This window comes from Streptomyces sp. NPDC058701 (assembly GCF_042715295.1).
In the GTDB taxonomy this organism is placed as follows: Bacteria; Actinomycetota; Actinomycetes; order Streptomycetales; family Streptomycetaceae; genus Streptomyces.
In genome coordinates, this window is record NZ_JBHXSY010000012.1 from 77,267 (window position 1) to 93,808 (window position 16,542).

Annotated in this window: 15 protein-coding genes; 14 read left to right on the plus strand and 1 reads right to left on the minus strand. The window is 74.1% G+C overall.

Going from position 1 to position 16,542, the window contains the following annotated elements; translation table 11 throughout:
* The first annotated feature begins 7 nt into the window (after window positions 1-7).
* Genes ACFWW8_RS15675 through ACFWW8_RS15690 form a run of 4 tightly spaced genes read left to right on the plus strand, consistent with a single transcriptional unit; the run spans window position 8 to window position 5,443 of the window.
* Window positions 8-1,291 (plus strand): acyl-CoA dehydrogenase family protein, encoded by a 1,284-nt coding sequence (locus ACFWW8_RS15675; RefSeq protein WP_386528732.1) that lies wholly within the window; start codon window positions 8-10, stop codon window positions 1,289-1,291.
* A complete protein-coding gene (locus ACFWW8_RS15680; protein ID WP_386528734.1) occupies window positions 1,288-2,802 on the plus strand; it encodes an aldehyde dehydrogenase family protein in 1,515 nt (504 codons plus the stop codon). The genes ACFWW8_RS15675 and ACFWW8_RS15680 overlap by 4 nt, the downstream gene beginning before the upstream one ends.
* Window positions 2,799-3,974, plus strand: a complete 1,176-nt coding sequence (locus ACFWW8_RS15685) for an FAD-dependent oxidoreductase (RefSeq protein WP_386528736.1) — start codon at window positions 2,799-2,801, stop codon at window positions 3,972-3,974. The genes ACFWW8_RS15680 and ACFWW8_RS15685 overlap by 4 nt, the downstream gene beginning before the upstream one ends.
* On the plus strand, window positions 3,971-5,443 hold the full coding sequence (locus ACFWW8_RS15690) for an aldehyde dehydrogenase family protein (protein WP_386528738.1): 1,473 nt from the start codon (window positions 3,971-3,973) through the stop codon (window positions 5,441-5,443). The genes ACFWW8_RS15685 and ACFWW8_RS15690 overlap by 4 nt, the downstream gene beginning before the upstream one ends.
* A 30-nt stretch (window positions 5,444-5,473) precedes the next feature.
* On the opposite strand, the gene ACFWW8_RS15695 is transcribed toward ACFWW8_RS15690, so the two are convergent.
* Complete coding sequence (locus ACFWW8_RS15695) at window positions 5,474-5,758, minus strand: Dabb family protein (protein ID WP_386528739.1); 285 nt, start codon at window positions 5,756-5,758, stop codon at window positions 5,474-5,476.
* Between the two features lie 106 nt (window positions 5,759-5,864).
* On the opposite strand from ACFWW8_RS15695, the gene ACFWW8_RS15700 reads away from it, so the two are divergent.
* The 10 genes from ACFWW8_RS15700 to ACFWW8_RS15745 all read left to right on the plus strand — a co-directional run bounded on the left by ACFWW8_RS15700 (window position 5,865) and on the right by ACFWW8_RS15745 (window position 16,395).
* On the plus strand, window positions 5,865-7,622 hold the full coding sequence (locus ACFWW8_RS15700; protein ID WP_386528741.1) for a nitrilase-related carbon-nitrogen hydrolase: 1,758 nt from the start codon (window positions 5,865-5,867) through the stop codon (window positions 7,620-7,622).
* Window positions 7,623-7,662: 40 nt separating this feature from the next.
* Complete coding sequence (locus ACFWW8_RS15705; protein ID WP_386528744.1) at window positions 7,663-8,472, plus strand: hypothetical protein; 810 nt, start codon at window positions 7,663-7,665, stop codon at window positions 8,470-8,472.
* Window positions 8,469-9,500 (plus strand): hypothetical protein, encoded by a 1,032-nt coding sequence (locus ACFWW8_RS15710; RefSeq protein WP_386528746.1) that lies wholly within the window; start codon window positions 8,469-8,471, stop codon window positions 9,498-9,500. Before ACFWW8_RS15705 ends, ACFWW8_RS15710 begins: the two co-directional genes overlap by 4 nt.
* Before the next feature lie 50 nt (window positions 9,501-9,550).
* Window positions 9,551-10,747, plus strand: a complete 1,197-nt coding sequence (locus ACFWW8_RS15715) for a Rieske 2Fe-2S domain-containing protein (protein WP_386528749.1) — start codon at window positions 9,551-9,553, stop codon at window positions 10,745-10,747.
* Between the two features lie 3 nt (window positions 10,748-10,750).
* A complete protein-coding gene (locus tag ACFWW8_RS15720; RefSeq protein WP_386528751.1) occupies window positions 10,751-11,542 on the plus strand; it encodes a hypothetical protein in 792 nt (263 codons plus the stop codon).
* On the plus strand, window positions 11,539-12,552 hold the full coding sequence (locus tag ACFWW8_RS15725) for a hypothetical protein (RefSeq protein ID WP_386528754.1): 1,014 nt from the start codon (window positions 11,539-11,541) through the stop codon (window positions 12,550-12,552). The genes ACFWW8_RS15720 and ACFWW8_RS15725 overlap by 4 nt, the downstream gene beginning before the upstream one ends.
* Window positions 12,549-13,430, plus strand: a complete 882-nt coding sequence (locus ACFWW8_RS15730) for an SDR family NAD(P)-dependent oxidoreductase (protein WP_386528757.1) — start codon at window positions 12,549-12,551, stop codon at window positions 13,428-13,430. Before ACFWW8_RS15725 ends, ACFWW8_RS15730 begins: the two co-directional genes overlap by 4 nt.
* Window positions 13,427-14,119 carry a hypothetical protein gene (locus ACFWW8_RS15735; protein ID WP_386528759.1) on the plus strand — a complete coding sequence of 231 codons (693 nt, stop codon included), beginning with the start codon at window positions 13,427-13,429 and terminating at the stop codon, window positions 14,117-14,119. The genes ACFWW8_RS15730 and ACFWW8_RS15735 overlap by 4 nt, the downstream gene beginning before the upstream one ends.
* A gap of 1 nt (window position 14,120) precedes the next feature.
* Window positions 14,121-14,867 carry an arylmalonate decarboxylase gene (locus ACFWW8_RS15740; RefSeq protein WP_386528762.1) on the plus strand — a complete coding sequence of 249 codons (747 nt, stop codon included), beginning with the start codon at window positions 14,121-14,123 and terminating at the stop codon, window positions 14,865-14,867.
* A gap of 118 nt (window positions 14,868-14,985) precedes the next feature.
* A complete protein-coding gene (locus ACFWW8_RS15745) occupies window positions 14,986-16,395 on the plus strand; it encodes an aldehyde dehydrogenase family protein (protein WP_386528765.1) in 1,410 nt (469 codons plus the stop codon).
* The last annotated feature ends 147 nt before the right edge of the window (window positions 16,396-16,542 follow it).

Consider the following 16,542-nt stretch of genomic DNA (forward strand, 5'->3'; position numbering starts at 1 on the left):
GCCACAGATGACCACGCACCAGCTCACGGGCGAGCGGCTCGTCGACCGCTTGACCCCGGCCGAGCGGGCCCGGGCCGAGCGCGTCGAATCCGTCCTGCCCGACCTCCGGAAGGCGGCCGCCGAGGCCGACCGCGACGCGGCGTTCCCCGTCGGGCACACCCGGCTGCTCCGCGAGGCGGGTCTGCTCGGACTCGTCGTGCCCGACCGGTACGGCGGGCTCGGCGGCACCCTGCGCGACCTCGCGGCCGCCACCTACGCCATGGGCACGGCCTGCCCCTCGACCGCCCTCGCCTTCTTCTTCCACAACACCAGCGCCTCCCGCGGCCTGCTGCCCCTGGAGGCCGTGCGGGTGGGTCTGTTCGAGGAGGACGAGGTGCCGGCCGTCACCGCGTTCGCCGAGCGGGTGCTGACCACGATGGCCGGCGGTTCCTGGCTGGGGAACTTCGCCAGCGAGTCCGTCAAGAGCGCCGGGGCGAACATCTCCATCGCCACCACCGCCGTACGGGCGGAGGGCGGATGGGTCCTGTCCGGCGAGAAGTCCTTCGGCTGCGCGACCGGCGTCGCCGACGTGTACCTCGTCACCGCCCGGCTGGAGAAGACCCTGACGGCGGACGGGCTGGCTCTGTTCCTGGTACGGCGCGAGTCCGCCGGGGTGTCCTCCCGCGAACCGTGGAACGGCCTCGGGATGCGGGGCAGCGCCAACCACGGCATCCGGCTCGACCAGGTCTTCGTCGCCGACGAGGACGCGCTCGCCGTGCCGGGCGCGTTCACCCGGATGCTCCAGGTCAGCCGCGGCAGCTTCGTCGGCAACCAGCTCGCCATCGCCGCCGTGTACACCGGCGCCGCGCAGGCCGTCTACGACCACGCCCTGGCCACGCTGACCAGGAAGACCTTCGCCGACACCGGCCGGCCGATCGCCTCCTCCCCGATGCACCAGGTGCTCATCGGAGACATGACCCAGCAGCTGGAGACGGCCTACCAGTGGCTGCGCCGCCAGCTCGAACTGGAGACCTCCGAGCCTCCGATCAGGCCCAAGGCCGAGGTGTTCAGCCAGTGGCGGCTCGGCAAGGGCGCCGTCACCGAGGCGTGTTTCGCGGTCGCGCTGGGCGCGCTGAAGGCGTCCGGGACCTCCGAGGCCAGCCTGGACGGGCTGATCGGGCGCACCTTGCGCGACCTCGCCATGGGACTGGTGATGACGTTCCCCGCCGAACGGGGCCGTCTGGAGGTGGCGAAGATCGCCACCGAGGCCCAGGAGAACGCGCTGTTCGCCACCCTCGGAGAGGGCCGGTGACCGGCGTCCAGGACGCCCTGCCGGCCACGAGCGACCTCGTCGCCGGCAGCTGGCAGGAATGCGGCGTCCAGCTCGGCTTCCACCTGGAGAACCCCGACACCGGCGCCAGGGTCCGCCCCGCGCTGGGGAGTTCGGACCAGCGGCTGGAGGCGGCCCTGGCGGCCGCGGCGGCCGTCCACGCGTCCGGAGCGTGGGCCGCGTCGGGCACGGAGGGCCGTGCCCGGGCCCTGGAGAGCGCGGCGGAGGAGGTCGATGGCGCCCGCGACGCGATCGTGGCCGCCGAGTCCTTCGCCACCGGCGTGCCGCTGGCGCAGACGACCGGGCTGGGGCTGATCCTGGCCGGGGCGTTCCGGATCGCCGCGGCACAGCTGCGCGGCGGGCTGCTGTCGCGCAGCCTGCCGGGGCCGGGCGGGCGCCCGGTGCTGGTGCGGCGGGTGGCACTGGGTCCCGCCCTGTGCGTGGTGCCGTACAACGCGCCGGCTCCGATGTCGGCGCACAAGGCGGCCAGTGCGCTGGCCGCCGGCTGCCCGGTGGTGATCAAGGCCCCCGAGCTCGCGCCGTACGGGACGCAGCTGCTGGTGGCGGCGGCGGCCCGCGGGCTGGCCCGGGCGGGCGCTCCGGCGGCCGTTCTCCAGCTGGTCCACGGGGACGCGCCGGCCGGGGCCCGTCTGGTGGCGGACGACCGGATCCGCGTGGTGTCCTTCACCGGCGGGACCGCCGCGGGACGCGCGATCGGCGGGGCCTGCGGGCAGGCGCTGAAGCCCGTACAGCTGGAACTAGGCGGCAACAACCCGCTGTTGGTGCTGCCGGGAGCGGATCCCGAGGTGGCGGGCCGGATGGCGGCCGAGCTGCTGACCTCGCTCAACGGGCAGTGGTGCAGGGCGCTGGGCCGGCTGATCGTGCCGGCCTCGCTCGCCGCCGAGGTGCTGGACGCCGCCGGGCAGCGGCTCGCGGCGCTCACCGCGGGCGATCCGCTGGACCCCGGCACCGGGTTCGGGCCGCTCGCGCACTCACGGCACCGGTCGGCGCTGGCGTACGCGGTGCGGTCGCTGACCGCGGCAGGTGCCAAGGCCCACTCCTGGACCGAGGTGCCCGAGCGGGGGAACCACTTGGCGCCGGTCCTGGTCACCGGCGCTCCGGAAACGGCAACCCGGCAGGAGCTGTTCGGCCCAGTGGCGGCGGTGCACACCTACGACGAGGTGGAGGAGGGGCTGTATCTCGCCAACTCCACCGAATACGGCCTGGAGGGGTACGTGTGCGCGGCGGACCCGGCGGAGGGGCTGCGGGTCGCCGACCGGGTCGTGGCCGGCGAGGTGAAGGTCAACGGAGCCTCGGTGATGAGCCTGCACATGGACACCCCGCGGCCGGCCTGGGGGGCCTCGGGCCTGGTCGACGAGGGCAGCGCCGAGACCCTGCTGCACTTCACCGGCAGCCGGGTGACCGGCGTGGAACAGGCGCCGGCCGCGCACGGGGACGCAGAAGGCGTGACAGACGGGGGTGACGCCCGGTGAGCGGCGGCGACCGGGTGATCGTGGCGGGCGCCGGCCCGGCCGGGCTGACGGCCGCCCTGGTCCTGGCCCGCGCCGGTGTGCCCGTCACCGTGCTGGAGTCCGGGGCGGAACTGGCCGCGGAGTCGCGTGCCTCCACCTTCCACCCGCCGACCCTGGACATGCTGGCCGAACTGGGCGTGGCGCAGGCGCTGGTGGCGCGCGGCCTGGTGGCCGGCTCCTTCCAGTACCGGGACCGACACACCGGCCCGGTGGCGACCCTGGACCTGGCCGTGCTGGCGGACGACACCGGCCACCCCTTCCGGCTCCAGTGCGAGCAGAACAAGCTGACCCCGCTGCTGCTGGCGGAGCTCGGCCGGTTCGCCGGCACAGAGGTGCGGTTCGGCTCCCCGGTGAGCGGGGTGGAGCAGGACCCGGGCGGAGTCTCGGTACTGCTCGCCGACGGCGGCCGGGTCGGCGGGAGTTGGCTGATCGGGGCCGACGGCGCCCACTCGACGGTACGGCACGCCATCGATGCGGGGTTCGCCGGGATGACGTACCCGGAGCGGTTCCTCGTCGCCTCGCTGGACGAGGACCCCTCCGCCGTCCTGCCCGACCTGGCCCCGATCTCCTATGTGCTGGATCCCGACGAGTGGATGGTGCTGCTGCGCACACCCGACCACTGGAGGGTGCTGCTCCCCACCCCGACCGGCACCTCCGACGCCGCGGAACTGGTGCGGCTGCCGAGGCGGTTGCTGGACATCACCCTGGACGTACGCGGTCCGGAGATCGCGCATGCCAGCCTCTACCACGTCCACCAGCGGGTGGCCGGGGCCTTCCGGGTCGGCCGGGTGCTGCTCTGCGGGGACGCGGCGCATGTGAACAACCCGCTGGGCGGCATGGGCATGAACAGCGGGATCCATGACGCGGTGCTGATGGGCCGCGCCCTGGCCGGGGCCATCACCGGCGAGGGATCCGACGACGAGCTGACCGACTGCGCCGAGCGGCGACGGGCCTGCGCGCTGCGCTACGTGGGGGTGGAGACGCACCGCAACTGGGAGCGGCTGCGGACCCGCGACCCGCTGCTGCGCGCCGAGTTGCTGGACGAGCTGAGGGCGACGGCCGCCGATCCGGTGGCCGCGCGCCGGTCCCTGCTGCGGAGCTCGATGCTGGACTCCCTGCGCGGTGTGCGGTGAACCCGTCGGCGCAGGGCACCGCGACGCGCACCATCGTGGTCGAGAACCCGGCGCGCCGGGGCGTCGTCGTGGGCGGGGTCCGCCGGCACACCCCGGAGGAGGTCGACGAGGCCGTGGCGGCCGCCGGGGCAGCGGCGCCCGGCTGGGCCCGGCTGGACGCGGCCGAGCGGGCCGCGGCGCTGGATCGGATCGCCGGGCGGCTGGAGGCGGTCGCGGAGGGGACGGCCGTACTCCTGGCCCGGGAGTCCGGCAAGCCGGTCGCGGACTGCCGGGGCGAGGTGGGGTACGCCTGCGCCGTGCTGCGCTGGTACGCCCGGCACTCGCCGGCTCTGCTGTCGGGGCGCGCGGTGGACGACGCGGAGGGCCGGCTGGAGCGCCGGTACCGGCCGTACGGGGTGGTGGCCGCGCTGACCCCGTGGAACGCGCCGGTGATCCTGACCGTGGTGAAGCTCGCCGCGGCGCTGGCCGCAGGCAACACCCTGGTCGTCAAGCCCTCGCCGCTGGCTCCGCTGGCCGTTTCGGCGGTCCTCGGCGAGGCGGCTCTGGAACTGCCCCCGGACGTGGTGCGGGTCTGCCACGGGCACGCGGACACCGCCGTGCGGCTCGCCGGGCACCCGGGGGTGCACAAGGTGTCCTTCACCGGCGGCCCGGTGGCCGGCCGGGCGATCGGCGCGGCCGCGGCCGGGGCGCTCACGCCGACCACGATGGAGCTCGGCGGGAACGACGCGGCGATCCTGCTGGACGACGCCGAGCCGACCGAGTCCGATATGGAGCGGCTGGTCCTGGCGAGTTTCGCGACGGCCGGACAGGTGTGCATGGCCGCCAAGCGGATCTACGTGCCGCGCGGGCGTCTGGACGGGTTCGTGGAGCGCTATGTGGCGGCGGCGCGGCGGTCGTTGCGGCTGGGCGACCCGCTGCTGCCCGGCACCACGGTGGGCCCGGTGATCTCGGCCGAGGCCGCGGACCGGGTCCGGGCCCTGACGGCGGAGGCGGGCCGACTGGGCGGTGCGGCGGTCGCGCTGGGGACCGTACTGCCCGGCACCGACCTGTCCGCCGGGCATTTCGTCCGGCCGGTGCTGGTGCTGGGACTGTCGGACGACGCTCCGCTGGTGGCCGAGGAGCAGTTCGGGCCGGCGGTCCCGGTGCTCGCGTACGAGGACGTGGACGAGTTGGTGGACCGCGTCAACGCCGGCCCGTTCGGCCTGGCCGCGTCCGTCTGGTCGGCGGACGAGGACCGGGCGTTCGCGCTGGCCGGGCGCCTCGACTCCGGCTTCTGCTTCGTCAACACGCACAACCGGACGGGCATGGCGCTGCGGGCCGCCTTCGGCGGTGTCAAACGCAGCGGGCACGGGAGGGAGTACGGGCCGGAGGGCCTGATGGAGTACGTCCAACCGGTCCTGGCCCACCTGCCGGCCGCGTTCCGGACGGGCGGCACCGGCATGGCCCCCGGCGCCTACCCCCGGGACTGAACCCCTGCGGCCACGGCAGGTCACGGCAGGTCACGGCACCAGATGGTCCACGACAGCCCGGTCCACCAGGAGGGGCCGCAACCAGGCGCCCAGGGCCTGGTGTTCGGGGTGCTTCTGGTACGCGGCGAGCTCCTCGGCGTCCGCGTGGCGGGTGGTCAGCACCAGGTCATAGGAGACCTCGGACCGGGTGAGGTCGAGCCCCACCTCCAAGGCGCGGATCTCCGGGACGCGGCCGAGGAGGCCGCGCAGCCGCCGGGCCGCCTCGGGGGCGTGTGACGGGTCGTCGAAACGCATCAGAACCACGTGTACGAGCACGGAACTCACTCCTTGAGGGCGGTGGGACCGACCCCTGTCGCAGGAGGCCGCACTGAGTGTATGTTCGGGAAACACTGTTCCGCTAGGGGAACCAATGGAGCGCACAATGGACGAAGGGCGCACTTTTCGGGTCGCCGCCGCCCAGTTCGCGGTGGGACGTGACCGCAAGGCGAATCTGGCCGCCTGCACGAGGATGATCGACACCGCCGCGGAGCGGGGTGCGATTCTGCTGGTCCTGCCGGAGTTCTGCAATCACCTCTCCTGGTACGACGACCGCCAGGAGGCCCTGGACGCCGCGTGCCGCCCGGGTGACGACTTCCTCGGGCCGGTCGCGGAGCGCGCCGCCCGCCACGGCATCTACGTCAAGATCCATGTCACCCTCGCCGACGGGCGCGAGGGCTCCCGGCGGATCACCGCGGCGAGCCTGCTGTACGGCCCGGACGGCGCCCTGCTGGGCAGCGCCGACAAACAGGTACTGATGGGCAGTGAGAACGACCACCTGGACCCCGCCACGGAGGCCGGGCCGGTCCTGGACACCGCGCTGGGACCCGTCGGCCTTTACTCCTGTATGGAAGGCGTCGTCAACGAGGTGTGCCGGGGGCTCGCGCTGCGCGGCGCCCACCTCCTGCTCAACAGCCTCAACTCCTTCGCCCTGGACGAGGCCTCGCTGCACATCCCGGTACGGGCGGCGGAGAACCGCGTCTGGGTGATCGCGGCCAACAAGGTCGGCCCGCTGCTGCCCGCCGACCGGATCGGCGAGATCAGCGCCGGCATGGGGGTGCCGCCCGAGGCCCTCGACGGGGCGGGCGAGAGCCAGATCGTGGCGCCCGACGGCACCGTGGTCGCCAGGGCCCCCCGGCACGGGGAGGCCGTGGTCACCGCGGACATCCGCCCCTCGGCGGCGGCCGACAAGCGACGGGCGGACGGCACCGACGTGTTCGCCGTCCGCCGGCCCGAGCTGTACGGGCCGATCGCCGCAGCGCCCGCACCCGCCCCGGCCTTCGCGGGCGAGCGGGCGGCGGAGGTCCGGGCGGCGGTCATCAGGCCGGACGGCCAAGGCCCCGAGGCCGTGCGGCACGCGGCGGCGCTGGTCCGGGAGGCCGCCGGGCAGGGGGCCTGCCTGATCGTGCTGCCGGAGCTGTTCTGGCACCCGGGAGGCATCCGCCCGGAACCGGCTCCGCGGCCGGGCCCCCAGGCGCTCTCCCCCGGCCTGCCGGACTCCGAGGCGGTGCGGCGGACGCTCCAAGAGGCCCTGTCCGGCACCCCGGCCCTGCTCGCCTGCACCCTCCCCCTGTCCTCCGGCCACGCGGGAGTACTGCTCGGCGCCGACGGCCCCGTCCTCGTACAGCACCAGCTGCACGACAGCGCCCGCAACCGGGCCTGGGCCCTGGGGGGGCGGGCCGAGGCCCTGCTCACCCATGACACCCCGTGGGGCCGGCTGGCCGTCGTGGTCGGCGACGACGCCATCCATCCGGAGACCTTCCGGCTGGCGGTCCTCCAGGGCGTCGACACCGTCGCCGTCTGCCACACCGGGGTCGAGCCCTGGGAGCGCGGCCTCGGACTGCCCGAGCGGGCGGCCGAGAACCGGATGAACCTGGTGGTCGCCGGCCACGGCGCGGGCGCCTTCCACGCACTGCCCGTCGAGTTCGGCCTGTGGCGGTCCCGCGAGGCCCCGTTCGACGGCACCATCAGCACCCCCGCCACCAGCGAGGCGGGCCCGGGGCTCAGCCTCGCCGCGATCCGGCCCCGTGAGGCGGGCAAGCGGCTCGTCTCCCGCGGCACGGACCTGGTCGACAGCCGCCCCTGGCGGCTCGCGGGCGCCCTGGTGGCTCCGCACGGCGCCGCCGCACCTTCGGCGCACTGAACCCATACGGCTTCCACGCGAAGTGAAGCGAAGGAGCGACATGTCAGCACCGGAGACACTCAAGGCCGTACAGGACATGGCGGACCAGGCACCGGTCACCGACGTCACCGAGACGTTCCTGCAGTGGCAGGAACTGCTGGAGGAGCTGAAGAACAAGGTCGCCGCCCGCTTCGAACTCCACCGGGACCCGTCCACCGAGGAACTCCAGTCCTTCGGCGGCGCCGACGGCCCGCGCGGCTCGCTGGCCGGCTTCACCGGCCCGGAGGTCGACTGGATGATCCACTCCTGGGTCGGGGACCCGGCCAGGGGATTCGTCAACCTGCACCTCACCCTCTGGCTCGGCCCGCACATCCGCGTCCCGCACCTCGGGCTGGCCCTGCTGTGCTGGCCCGGCGGCTGGTTCTACATCGACGCGGTGCCCCGCACCAGCCTGGTCGCCGACACCGACTACTTCGACCGCTACTACGCGCCCGCCGAGGAGCGCTGGCTGGCCGTCCGCGAGGAGTACAAGGACCTCTCCTGGTTCACCAGCCGCACCGGCTTCATCCGGGGCAGCCTCTCCCCCACCGCGTACTGCTACTCGATGCCCCGGGACGAGCAGCACGTCGAACTGGTCCGCCGGCTGATGCACGAGCACGTCGACCGCTGGCTCGGCTGGGTCGACGAGGCGGAGCAGGTGCCGGCAAAGCAGCGGAAGGCGCTCGCCGAAGCGGACCTGAACATCCGCCGCAACATCGTCGAACGCGACCCCGCCAACATCATGGGCGTCCGCTTCTTCGGGGAGCGGACCACCGACAGACTGGTACGGGCCCTGTGGGGCGGCGACCGGGCCCTGCCGAGGCCCTCGTGACCGAGGTCCGTTCCCTCTGGGGGGCCTGCCGAGTCCCGGGGCTGAACGAACCCTTCGACACGGCCCACCTGCGCGTCTTCTACCCCGCGCGGCCGACCGGCTCCGATGCCGAACGCCTGACCGGCGTCATACCGGCCGACGCCGGCCACGCGCCGTTCCCGGTCGTCGTCCTGCTGCCGGGGGTCAACGTACCTGCCGACTCCTACCGCTGGCTGGCCGTCCTGCTGGCCGGCCGGGGCCTGGTCACGGTGACGGCCGAACTGGTCGGCGAACTCTTCGGCGGCAGTCACGGGGTCACCCCGGGCATCGATCTCGGGGCGGTGGCCCCCGGGGTCTACGGGACCCGGGCGACCACCCCGCTGATCGGCGCCGTGCTCTCGGCCCTCGCCGCCCTGCCCTCCGGCAGCCCGCCGGCCGGGCTGATGGACCTACGACGCGTGGTGATCGGCGGGCACTCGGCCGGCGGCACCGTGGCCCTGCAGTCCGCCGGCCATGTGCCGGGCCTCCGGGGCGTGTTCACGTACGGAGCCCACACGCGGGTCGCGGCGTTCCTCGGGCATCCCCCGGGCACCGCCCTGCCGGTCTCCACCACCGCCCCCGTCCTCCTCATCTCCGGGGAGCACGATGGGGTGATCACGGGGAGCGCGGACCGCTACGCGGCGGCCCCGGCCGCGGGAGCGGACCCGGCGGCCGCCGAGGCCCCCGCGGACCCGGTGGAGCTCACGTTCCGGGAGGCGCTGACCGACAACGGCGGGGAGCACGCCTGGGTACGGGTGGCCGGCGCGGGCCACTTCGCCGTCTGCGACCCCGTCGACCCGACCAGCGCCCGGGCCTTCCTGGAGGAACCCGCGGGCTCAGGGGACACGGCGCGCGAGGTGATCGGCGCCCTGGTGGCGGCGTTCTGCACCGCCCGCCTGACCGGTGGAGCCTCCGAAGCCGCCCCCGGCACCGCCAGCGCCGAGAGCGCCGCCTACGGCGCGCTCCTGACCCCGCCGCACCCCGGACTGCTCTCGGTCCTCCGCCGCTGAAATCCGCCTTCCTTCCCCGCTGAACCGCTAGGAGTCGAGGTCCCTCACCGATGCTGAAGAATTTCTGGTACGCGGTCGAGTTCGCCGACCGCGTCACGCGCAAACCCCTCAAGATCGTCTGCCTCGGCCAGTCCCTCGTCCTGTACCGGACGGGAGCCGGCAAACCGGTCGCCCTGTCCGACCTGTGCGCCCACCGCGGGGCGGCCCTCTCCATGGGCACGCTGAAGGACGACTGCGTGGTGTGCCCGTACCACGGCTGGCGGTTCGACCCGGAGGGCGCCTGCACCAGCATCCCGGCCAACCAACCCGGCCGGGGCATCCCGCGGAAGGCCCGCGTCGACTCGTACCCGGTGCAGGAGAAGTACGGGTTCGTCTGGGTGTTCATGGGTGATCTGCCCGAGGAGGAGCGGCCGCCGATCCCGCTCTGGCCCGAGTTCGAGGACCTGGTGCGGAACGGCGGCCGGTTCAAGGCCGTCACCGGCGAGTACCTGTGGAACTCCAACTACGAGCGGATCCTGGAGAACGGTTGCGACATCGCGCACACCCCCTTCGTGCACGCGGGGGCGTTCGGCAACCCGGACCGGCCGGACGTGGAGGAGTACACGGTCGAACAGCCCGACGAGTGGTCGGCGTTCGCCACGGTGGCGCTCCACCCGCCGGTGGCCAAGGGCCTGTGGGCCAAGCTGTACACGGACCGGAAGTCGCGGAACGAGGACCGTCCGCCGGTGGTGACCACCGCCGGGTGGATGCTCCCCAACATGATCAAACTGCATGTGCGGCTGCCGCTCGGCAACATGATCATCTACGACACCAACATCCCGATCGACGAGACCACCACGCTGGTGAAGTGGGTGGCTCTGCGTGACTTCTTCACCGGCGACTGGGCGGACGCCAACGCCCGCAAGCGGGTCCTGAGCATCTTCGACCAGGACGCCCCGGTGGTGGACGGCACCCGGCCCGAGCTACTGCCGGCCGACCTCGCGGCGGAGCTCCACCTGCGCTCCGACATGATCTCGGTCGCCTACCGCCGGCGCCGCCAGGAACTCGCGGCGAAGGGATGGGCCGTGAGCGACGCGGACCGCATCGTCGGCGACGTCCCGGCGCGCAGCGCCACCGTGATCTCCTCCCCCGGGCGGCGTGCCGTCCCGGAGCTGGCCCGAGCCTGGGAGCAGAAGGCCCAGGGCTTCCACCCGAGCGCCGACGAGACGCAGGACGAGGCGCAGTCCCCGTCCCCCGAGAAGGAGTAGCGCATGACCTCGTCCACAGAACCGTCCCCCGGGGCGGCGGGCAGTGACCCGACCCCGGCCGCGCGGCTGTCGGCAACCATCCTGGACTCCCTGATCACCTCGGCCGAGCTGGTGGAACACCGCTGTCCGTGGGCCGAGTTGACCTCTCCGGGCGCGCCCGATCCGGTGGGCTCCGTCCGCTGGTTCCGGGGCGGCGCCGGCCGGGGCGTCGACTCGGTGGTCGCGATCTCCCTGGTCGTGCCCGCCTTCGGCCTGGACAGCCATATGGTGTTCGCCTTCGGCGCCCCCGACTCGCCACTGCCGCACTTCACCCTCGACTCCGTTCAAGCGGGCGGCGGTTACGCCTTCCACCTGGACCTGATCCCGCGGGTCGACCTGGCGGTGAACCCCGCCTACGCCGACGGTGTCTTCACCCCGCTGACCGGCGCGTTCGCGCGGGCCTCGGAGATACCCGGGCTCGCTCCGGCGGCGATCAGCCCCCGCCAGCGGTCCGTGATGTCCCCGTGGATGCTCGTACACCGCGCCGACGAGGCGGCCTTGGGCGCGATCACCCCGATCGCGGAGCACTATCTGGAGCACTGGCTGGCGCTCACCCGCTCCTTCCCCGCCGACGCGGCCGGGGAGGCCAAGGGGGGTGACGGGCCGGCCCGCGACCGGAAGCTGCGCGAGGCGCTGTTCAGCCGGGAGATCGATCCGGTCTGGTCCCAGGTGGACCGGCTGCTGGGTACGGCCACCACGGACCGGCTGCGGCAGCTGCTGATCACCGGGGTGCCGGACGAGGCGGTCGAGGCATGAGCGCCGCCGACCTCCCCGACGAGCCCGCCGACGGCGCCGCCGAGAGCCCTGCCGCCGGCCCCAGTGAGTGGCAGCGGCGGATCGCGGGCGAGTGGCACGGCCGTCCCTCGCTGTTCGACGCCCAGGGGACCTGGTGCGGCTACGAGGACATCAGGCGGTCCTCCTCCTTCACCGACGGCGAGACCGTCTACCGGATGGACGGCGGACTCCAGCAGGGCGGCCCGCTCGCGGGCCGCTTCCAGCTGGCCGCCCCGTTCGCCTTCTCGGTGAGCGACGCGGACGACAACCGCCTCTACACCGGCCCCGACTTCCACGGCAGCGGCCAGCCGTACGGGGCCTTCGTGGACGCCCACTACTACGGGCCCGGCTGGCAGGTGGCCCTGAACACGTGGAACCACGTACTGCCCGGCGGACACACCCAGGTGTACTCCTCGGTGCTCCACCAGGGCTGGACGGTCATCGGCTGCTTCAACGGCCTCTACATCCGCACCACCGACCACGACACCGACGAGACCGCCCAGGCGCAGGTCGCCGAGCACGTGGCGGCCGAGACCCGGGCCGGGCCCGTCCCGTGGATCCTGCCCACCAAGCAGAACGGCAGCTTCACCGGCTCCTGCGAGCTGTGGAGCGCGGACCAGAAGCCGCTCGGTCAGGTGGACGTGGAGGTCGCCGTGCGGCCGCTGGACCTGCTGCGGGCCGAACACCGGGTCAGCTGGAGCGGCGCCGGACTGGACCGCGCGTTCACGGTGGTACGGCGCCGGGACGGCACCCGCGAGTTCTGGGAGGGGCCCGACGCCTGGGGCAACGCCCAGGCGTTCGGCCGCGCCAACTTCCCGCTGTGGCACTTCACCCGCGGCGACGTGCACCGCGTCCGGGGCCGGGAGTACTCCCTGGACGCGCGGGCCGCGATGGCGTCGGGCGGCCGGCTGGCCGTCGCCTACGAGCTGTTCGGGGGCAACCGGCTCGACGCGGTCCTGCACGGCGTCCTCACCTGGGAGGCCGCGTCATGACCCGGAGCGTGGTGATCACCGGCGGCACCCGCGGCATCGGGCGCGGACTGGCGCGCGCCTTCCTGGACCGGGGCTGCAAGGTCGCCCTGTGCGGCCGGGACGCGGCCGGCGTGGAGGCGGCCCTCAGGGAACTCCAGGGCGGATCGAACGCCATCGGGCGGGTCACGGACGTGACCGACCGCGCCCAGGTCGCCGCACTGTGGACGGCCGCCGCGGAGGCGTTCGGTTCGGTGGACATCTGGATCAACAACGCGGGGGCGACCACCGCGCGCAAGCCCCTGTGGGGCCTGGACGCGGGGGACGCGGACTCGGTCCTCGCGGCCAACCTCGGCGGTGTGGTCAACGGCAGCGCCGTCGCCGCGAAGGGGTTCCTGGTGCAGGGCCACGGCCGGCTGTGGAACATGGAGGGCTTCGGCTCGGACGGCCGGGTCATGCCCGGTCTGAGCGTGTACGGCTCCTCCAAGCGCGCGGTCACCTATCTGACCGCGGGCCTGGCCGCCGACCTCGAGGCCGAGCGGGCCGGCGGGGCCCCCGACGTCAGGGCGGCGCTGCTGTCCCCGGGCATCGTGGTCACCGGCCTGCTGCTGCACGACTACACCCCGAGCGAGTACGCGAAGGTGCGGAAGGTACTGAACATCCTCGCCGACCGCGTCGAGACGGTCGCTCCGTGGCTCGCGGACCAGGTCCTGGCCGACCGCACCTCGAACGGCGGCCGGGTCGCCTGGCTGACCCGCCGCAAGGCCGCAGCCCGCTTCGCGACGGCCGGCTTCCGCAAGCGCTCCGTACTCCCCGACCATCTGCCGGACGGGCCGGACGGGCCGGACGGGCCGGGCGCGGCGGGTGCGGCGGGCGGACCGGGCCGGGGAGCCGCCTCGTGAGCGCGGCCCTCGACTACCCGCTGTCCCTCGCCGTCGAGGACTTCGTCCCCGTCGTCCTCACCGGTGCGGGAGCCGCCCTGCTGACCTCGCCGCTGCGGCGGTTCGGCGCCGGCCGGGGCCGGGCCGGGACGGCCGGCGCGGCCCTGGTGTTCCTCGGCGGGCTGTCCAAGGCGGCCTGGAAGCTGATCGTCGCCCTGGACGGCCCGGACATCGTCCTCATGAACAAGGCCCTCTTTCCCACCCTGTCGGCGGGCTTCCTGCTGCTCGCCTACGCGCTGCCGGCCCTGAACCCGGAGGGCGGCCCCGGCCCGGAGAACCGCCGGCGTCCGCCGCTGTGGGCCTGGGCGGCCCTGTGGGCGGCCGTGGGCGCGGCCGGGCTGGCCCTGCGGTCGACCGCCCCCTCGCTGGTACTGACCATCGCGGCCGTCACCCTGGTGGGGGTCCGGCTGATCCTGCTGGCCCGCACCCAGGGGGACATCCCCGCCGCGGCGGCCGGCGGCCTGTGGCTCACCGGCATGTACGCCCTGGGGCCGCTGGCGGCACGCCCCGACCAGACCGTGGCGCTGCAATGGATCGAGCAGTCGGCCAACACCGCCACCCAGGCGGCGTTCCTGTTCGCGGCGTGGCGGCTGGTGCGGCGCTACCGCCGCGTGTCCCCCTCACCCACCCCCAGTGGATCGGCGGCCTGAGTTGACGGACAGTCTCGGCTGGCGGCGCAAGTTCGGCGTCATCGCCCCCAGCACCAACACCATCGTGGAACCCGACTTCTACCGGATGGGCGTGCCCGGCGTCACGGCACACTTCTCGCGCATCCACATCCGCGACCAGAACATGGACCAGGACGCGGGCATGGAGCGGCTGCTGGAGCAGATCCGCGCGGAGATGGGCGCGGCCTGCGAGCGCGTCCTGACCTGCGAGCCCGACTACATGGTCATGGGGATGAGCGCGGAGACGTTCTGGGGAGGCGTGGAGGGCAACAGGGAGTTCGTCCGGCAGATCCACGAGATCACCGGCCTTCAGGTGGCCACCGGCGCCGAGGCGTGCGAGCGGGCGCTGCGCCTGTTCGGGGCGCGGCGGATCGCGGTGGTGACCCCGTACCAGCCGGTGGGCGACGCCAACGTGGACCGGTTCTTCACCGAGCTGGGCTTCGAGGTGGCCGGCATCAAGGGGCTCCGCTGTCCGACGGCCGTCTCCATCGCCCATGTGGCCGAGGAGGAACTGCGCGAGGCGCTGAAGGAGCTGGCGCGGCTGCCGGGCGTCGACGCCATCGTGCAGTGCGGCACCAACCTCTCGATGGTGCGGCTGGCCGACGAGGCCGAACGGTGGCTGGGCCTGCCGGTGATCGCCATCAACGCGGCGACCTGGTGGATGGCCCTGCGGGACAACGGCTGCCTCGATACGCTGCACGGTCACGGCAGTCTGCTGCGCGACCACTGACCGGCCGGGCCCCGCGGCCCGTCCGGAGCTCTTGCCCCTCCCCGGTGCCGCCGATCACGGGGGCGGCGCCCGGGGATCGTCCACGTCCAGCCCCTACGGCTCCGGAGCTGAAGTGACCATGACCGCACTCCCTGTCCCCCTGCTCGTCACCCGAGCCCGCGAGGCGGCTGAGGGCTGGAGCGCCCTGTCGTTCCGCGAGCGGGAACACCAGCTCAGGCGTTGGGCCGCCGAACTGGCCCGTGCCCGGGCCGGGATCGTCGCCACCATCTGCCGCGAGACGGGCAAGCCGGCCGGCGACGCGGAGCTCGAACTCGTCGTGGGGCTCGAGCACGTGTCCTGGACCGCCCGGCACGCGGAGCGCGTGATGCGCCCCCGCCGGGTGGCTCCGGGGTTGCTGGCCGTCGAGCACCGGGCGGTGGTCGTACGGCGGCCGCTCGGGGTCGTCGGGGTGATCGGGCCGTGGAACTATCCGGCACTGACGCCGCTCGGGGTGCTGGCCGGGGCCCTGGCCGCGGGCAACACGGTGGTGTTCAAGCCCAGCGAGTACACGCCGGACACCGGCCGGGCCCTGGCCGAGGCGTTCGAACGGGCCAATCCGGGGTCCGGCGCCGTCCTTCAGGTCCTGCCGGGCGCGGGCGAGGCGGGCGCGGCGCTGTGCCGAGCGGGCACGGACAAGATCGCGTTCACCGGTTCCACGCGTACCGGCCAGGCGGTCATGGCGGCCTGCGCCGAGTCCCTGACCCCGGTGGTGCTGGAGTGCGGGGGCAACGACGCCCTGATCGTGGCGGAGGACGCCGATGTGGAGGCGGCCGCCCGCGCCGCCGCCTGGGGGGCGTTCTCGCACGCCGGGCAGACCTGTGCCGGGGTCGAGCGGATCTTCGTGGCCGAGCCCGTGAGCGAGGCGTTCATCGCCGCCCTGACCCGCGAACTGGACCCGGTCCGGGCCGGCGAGCACTACGGGGCGTTGACGACGCCCGCGCAGGAGGCGGTGGTCCGGCGGCATGTGGAGGACGCCGTCGACCACGGCGGCAGGTTCCTCTTCGGGGGCAACGGCTCGTTCCGGGCGCCGGGCGTGATCGATCCGGTCGTCCTCACGGGTGTGGCGCAGGACCGCCCGGCGGTCCATGAGGAGACCTTCGGCCCGCTGGCCGTGCTGCGCGTCGTACGCGATCTGGACGAGGGCATCAGGCTGTCCAACAGCGTCCCGCAAGCCCTGGGCGCGGCGGTGTTCTCCGCGTCGGCGGATGAGGGCGTGGCCGCGCGGCTGCGGGCCGGCATGGTCTCGGTGAACGGTGTGCTGACCTTCGGCGGGATCGCCGCGCTGCCGTTCGGCGGGAACGGCGCCAGCGGGTTCGGCCGGGTGCACGGCGAGGAGGGCATCCGCGAGTTCACCTCGGCCCAGTCCGTCACCGTCCGGCGCCTCCGCCTGACCGGCTCGGGCGTCACCCGCCTCCGCTCCCCCTGGTGGAAGCGCCCCCTGCTCCGCGCGGCCCTCCACCGCCACCGCACCCCCCGCGACCTGCCCTGAGATCGGCCTGGACGACCCGGAACGCGGCCACGGGGCCGCGGCCCGGGTCACGGGCCGCCCCACGACCACAGGGGACGCCCCGTCGGCCACCGCGGCCCCCGGCGTCCCCGGCCTGGCATGCCCACCGAGCCCCTCACCGGCCCCCAC

Excerpts from the sequence above, each read along its gene's own strand:
- ACFWW8_RS15730 (WP_386528757.1), top strand. The coding sequence starts at position 12,549 with ATGACCCGGAGCGTGGTGATCACCGGCGGCACCCGCGGCATCGGGCGC.
- ACFWW8_RS15700 (WP_386528741.1), top strand. The coding sequence starts at position 5,865 with ATGGACGAAGGGCGCACTTTTCGGGTCGCCGCCGCCCAGTTCGCGGTG.
- ACFWW8_RS15745 (WP_386528765.1), top strand. The coding sequence starts at position 14,986 with ATGACCGCACTCCCTGTCCCCCTGCTCGTCACCCGAGCCCGCGAGGCG.
- ACFWW8_RS15705 (WP_386528744.1), top strand. The coding sequence starts at position 7,663 with ATGTCAGCACCGGAGACACTCAAGGCCGTACAGGACATGGCGGACCAG.
- ACFWW8_RS15720 (WP_386528751.1), top strand. The coding sequence starts at position 10,751 with ATGACCTCGTCCACAGAACCGTCCCCCGGGGCGGCGGGCAGTGACCCG.
- ACFWW8_RS15675 (WP_386528732.1), top strand. The coding sequence starts at position 8 with ATGACCACGCACCAGCTCACGGGCGAGCGGCTCGTCGACCGCTTGACC.
- ACFWW8_RS15715 (WP_386528749.1), top strand. The coding sequence starts at position 9,551 with ATGCTGAAGAATTTCTGGTACGCGGTCGAGTTCGCCGACCGCGTCACG.
- ACFWW8_RS15725 (WP_386528754.1), top strand. The coding sequence starts at position 11,539 with ATGAGCGCCGCCGACCTCCCCGACGAGCCCGCCGACGGCGCCGCCGAG.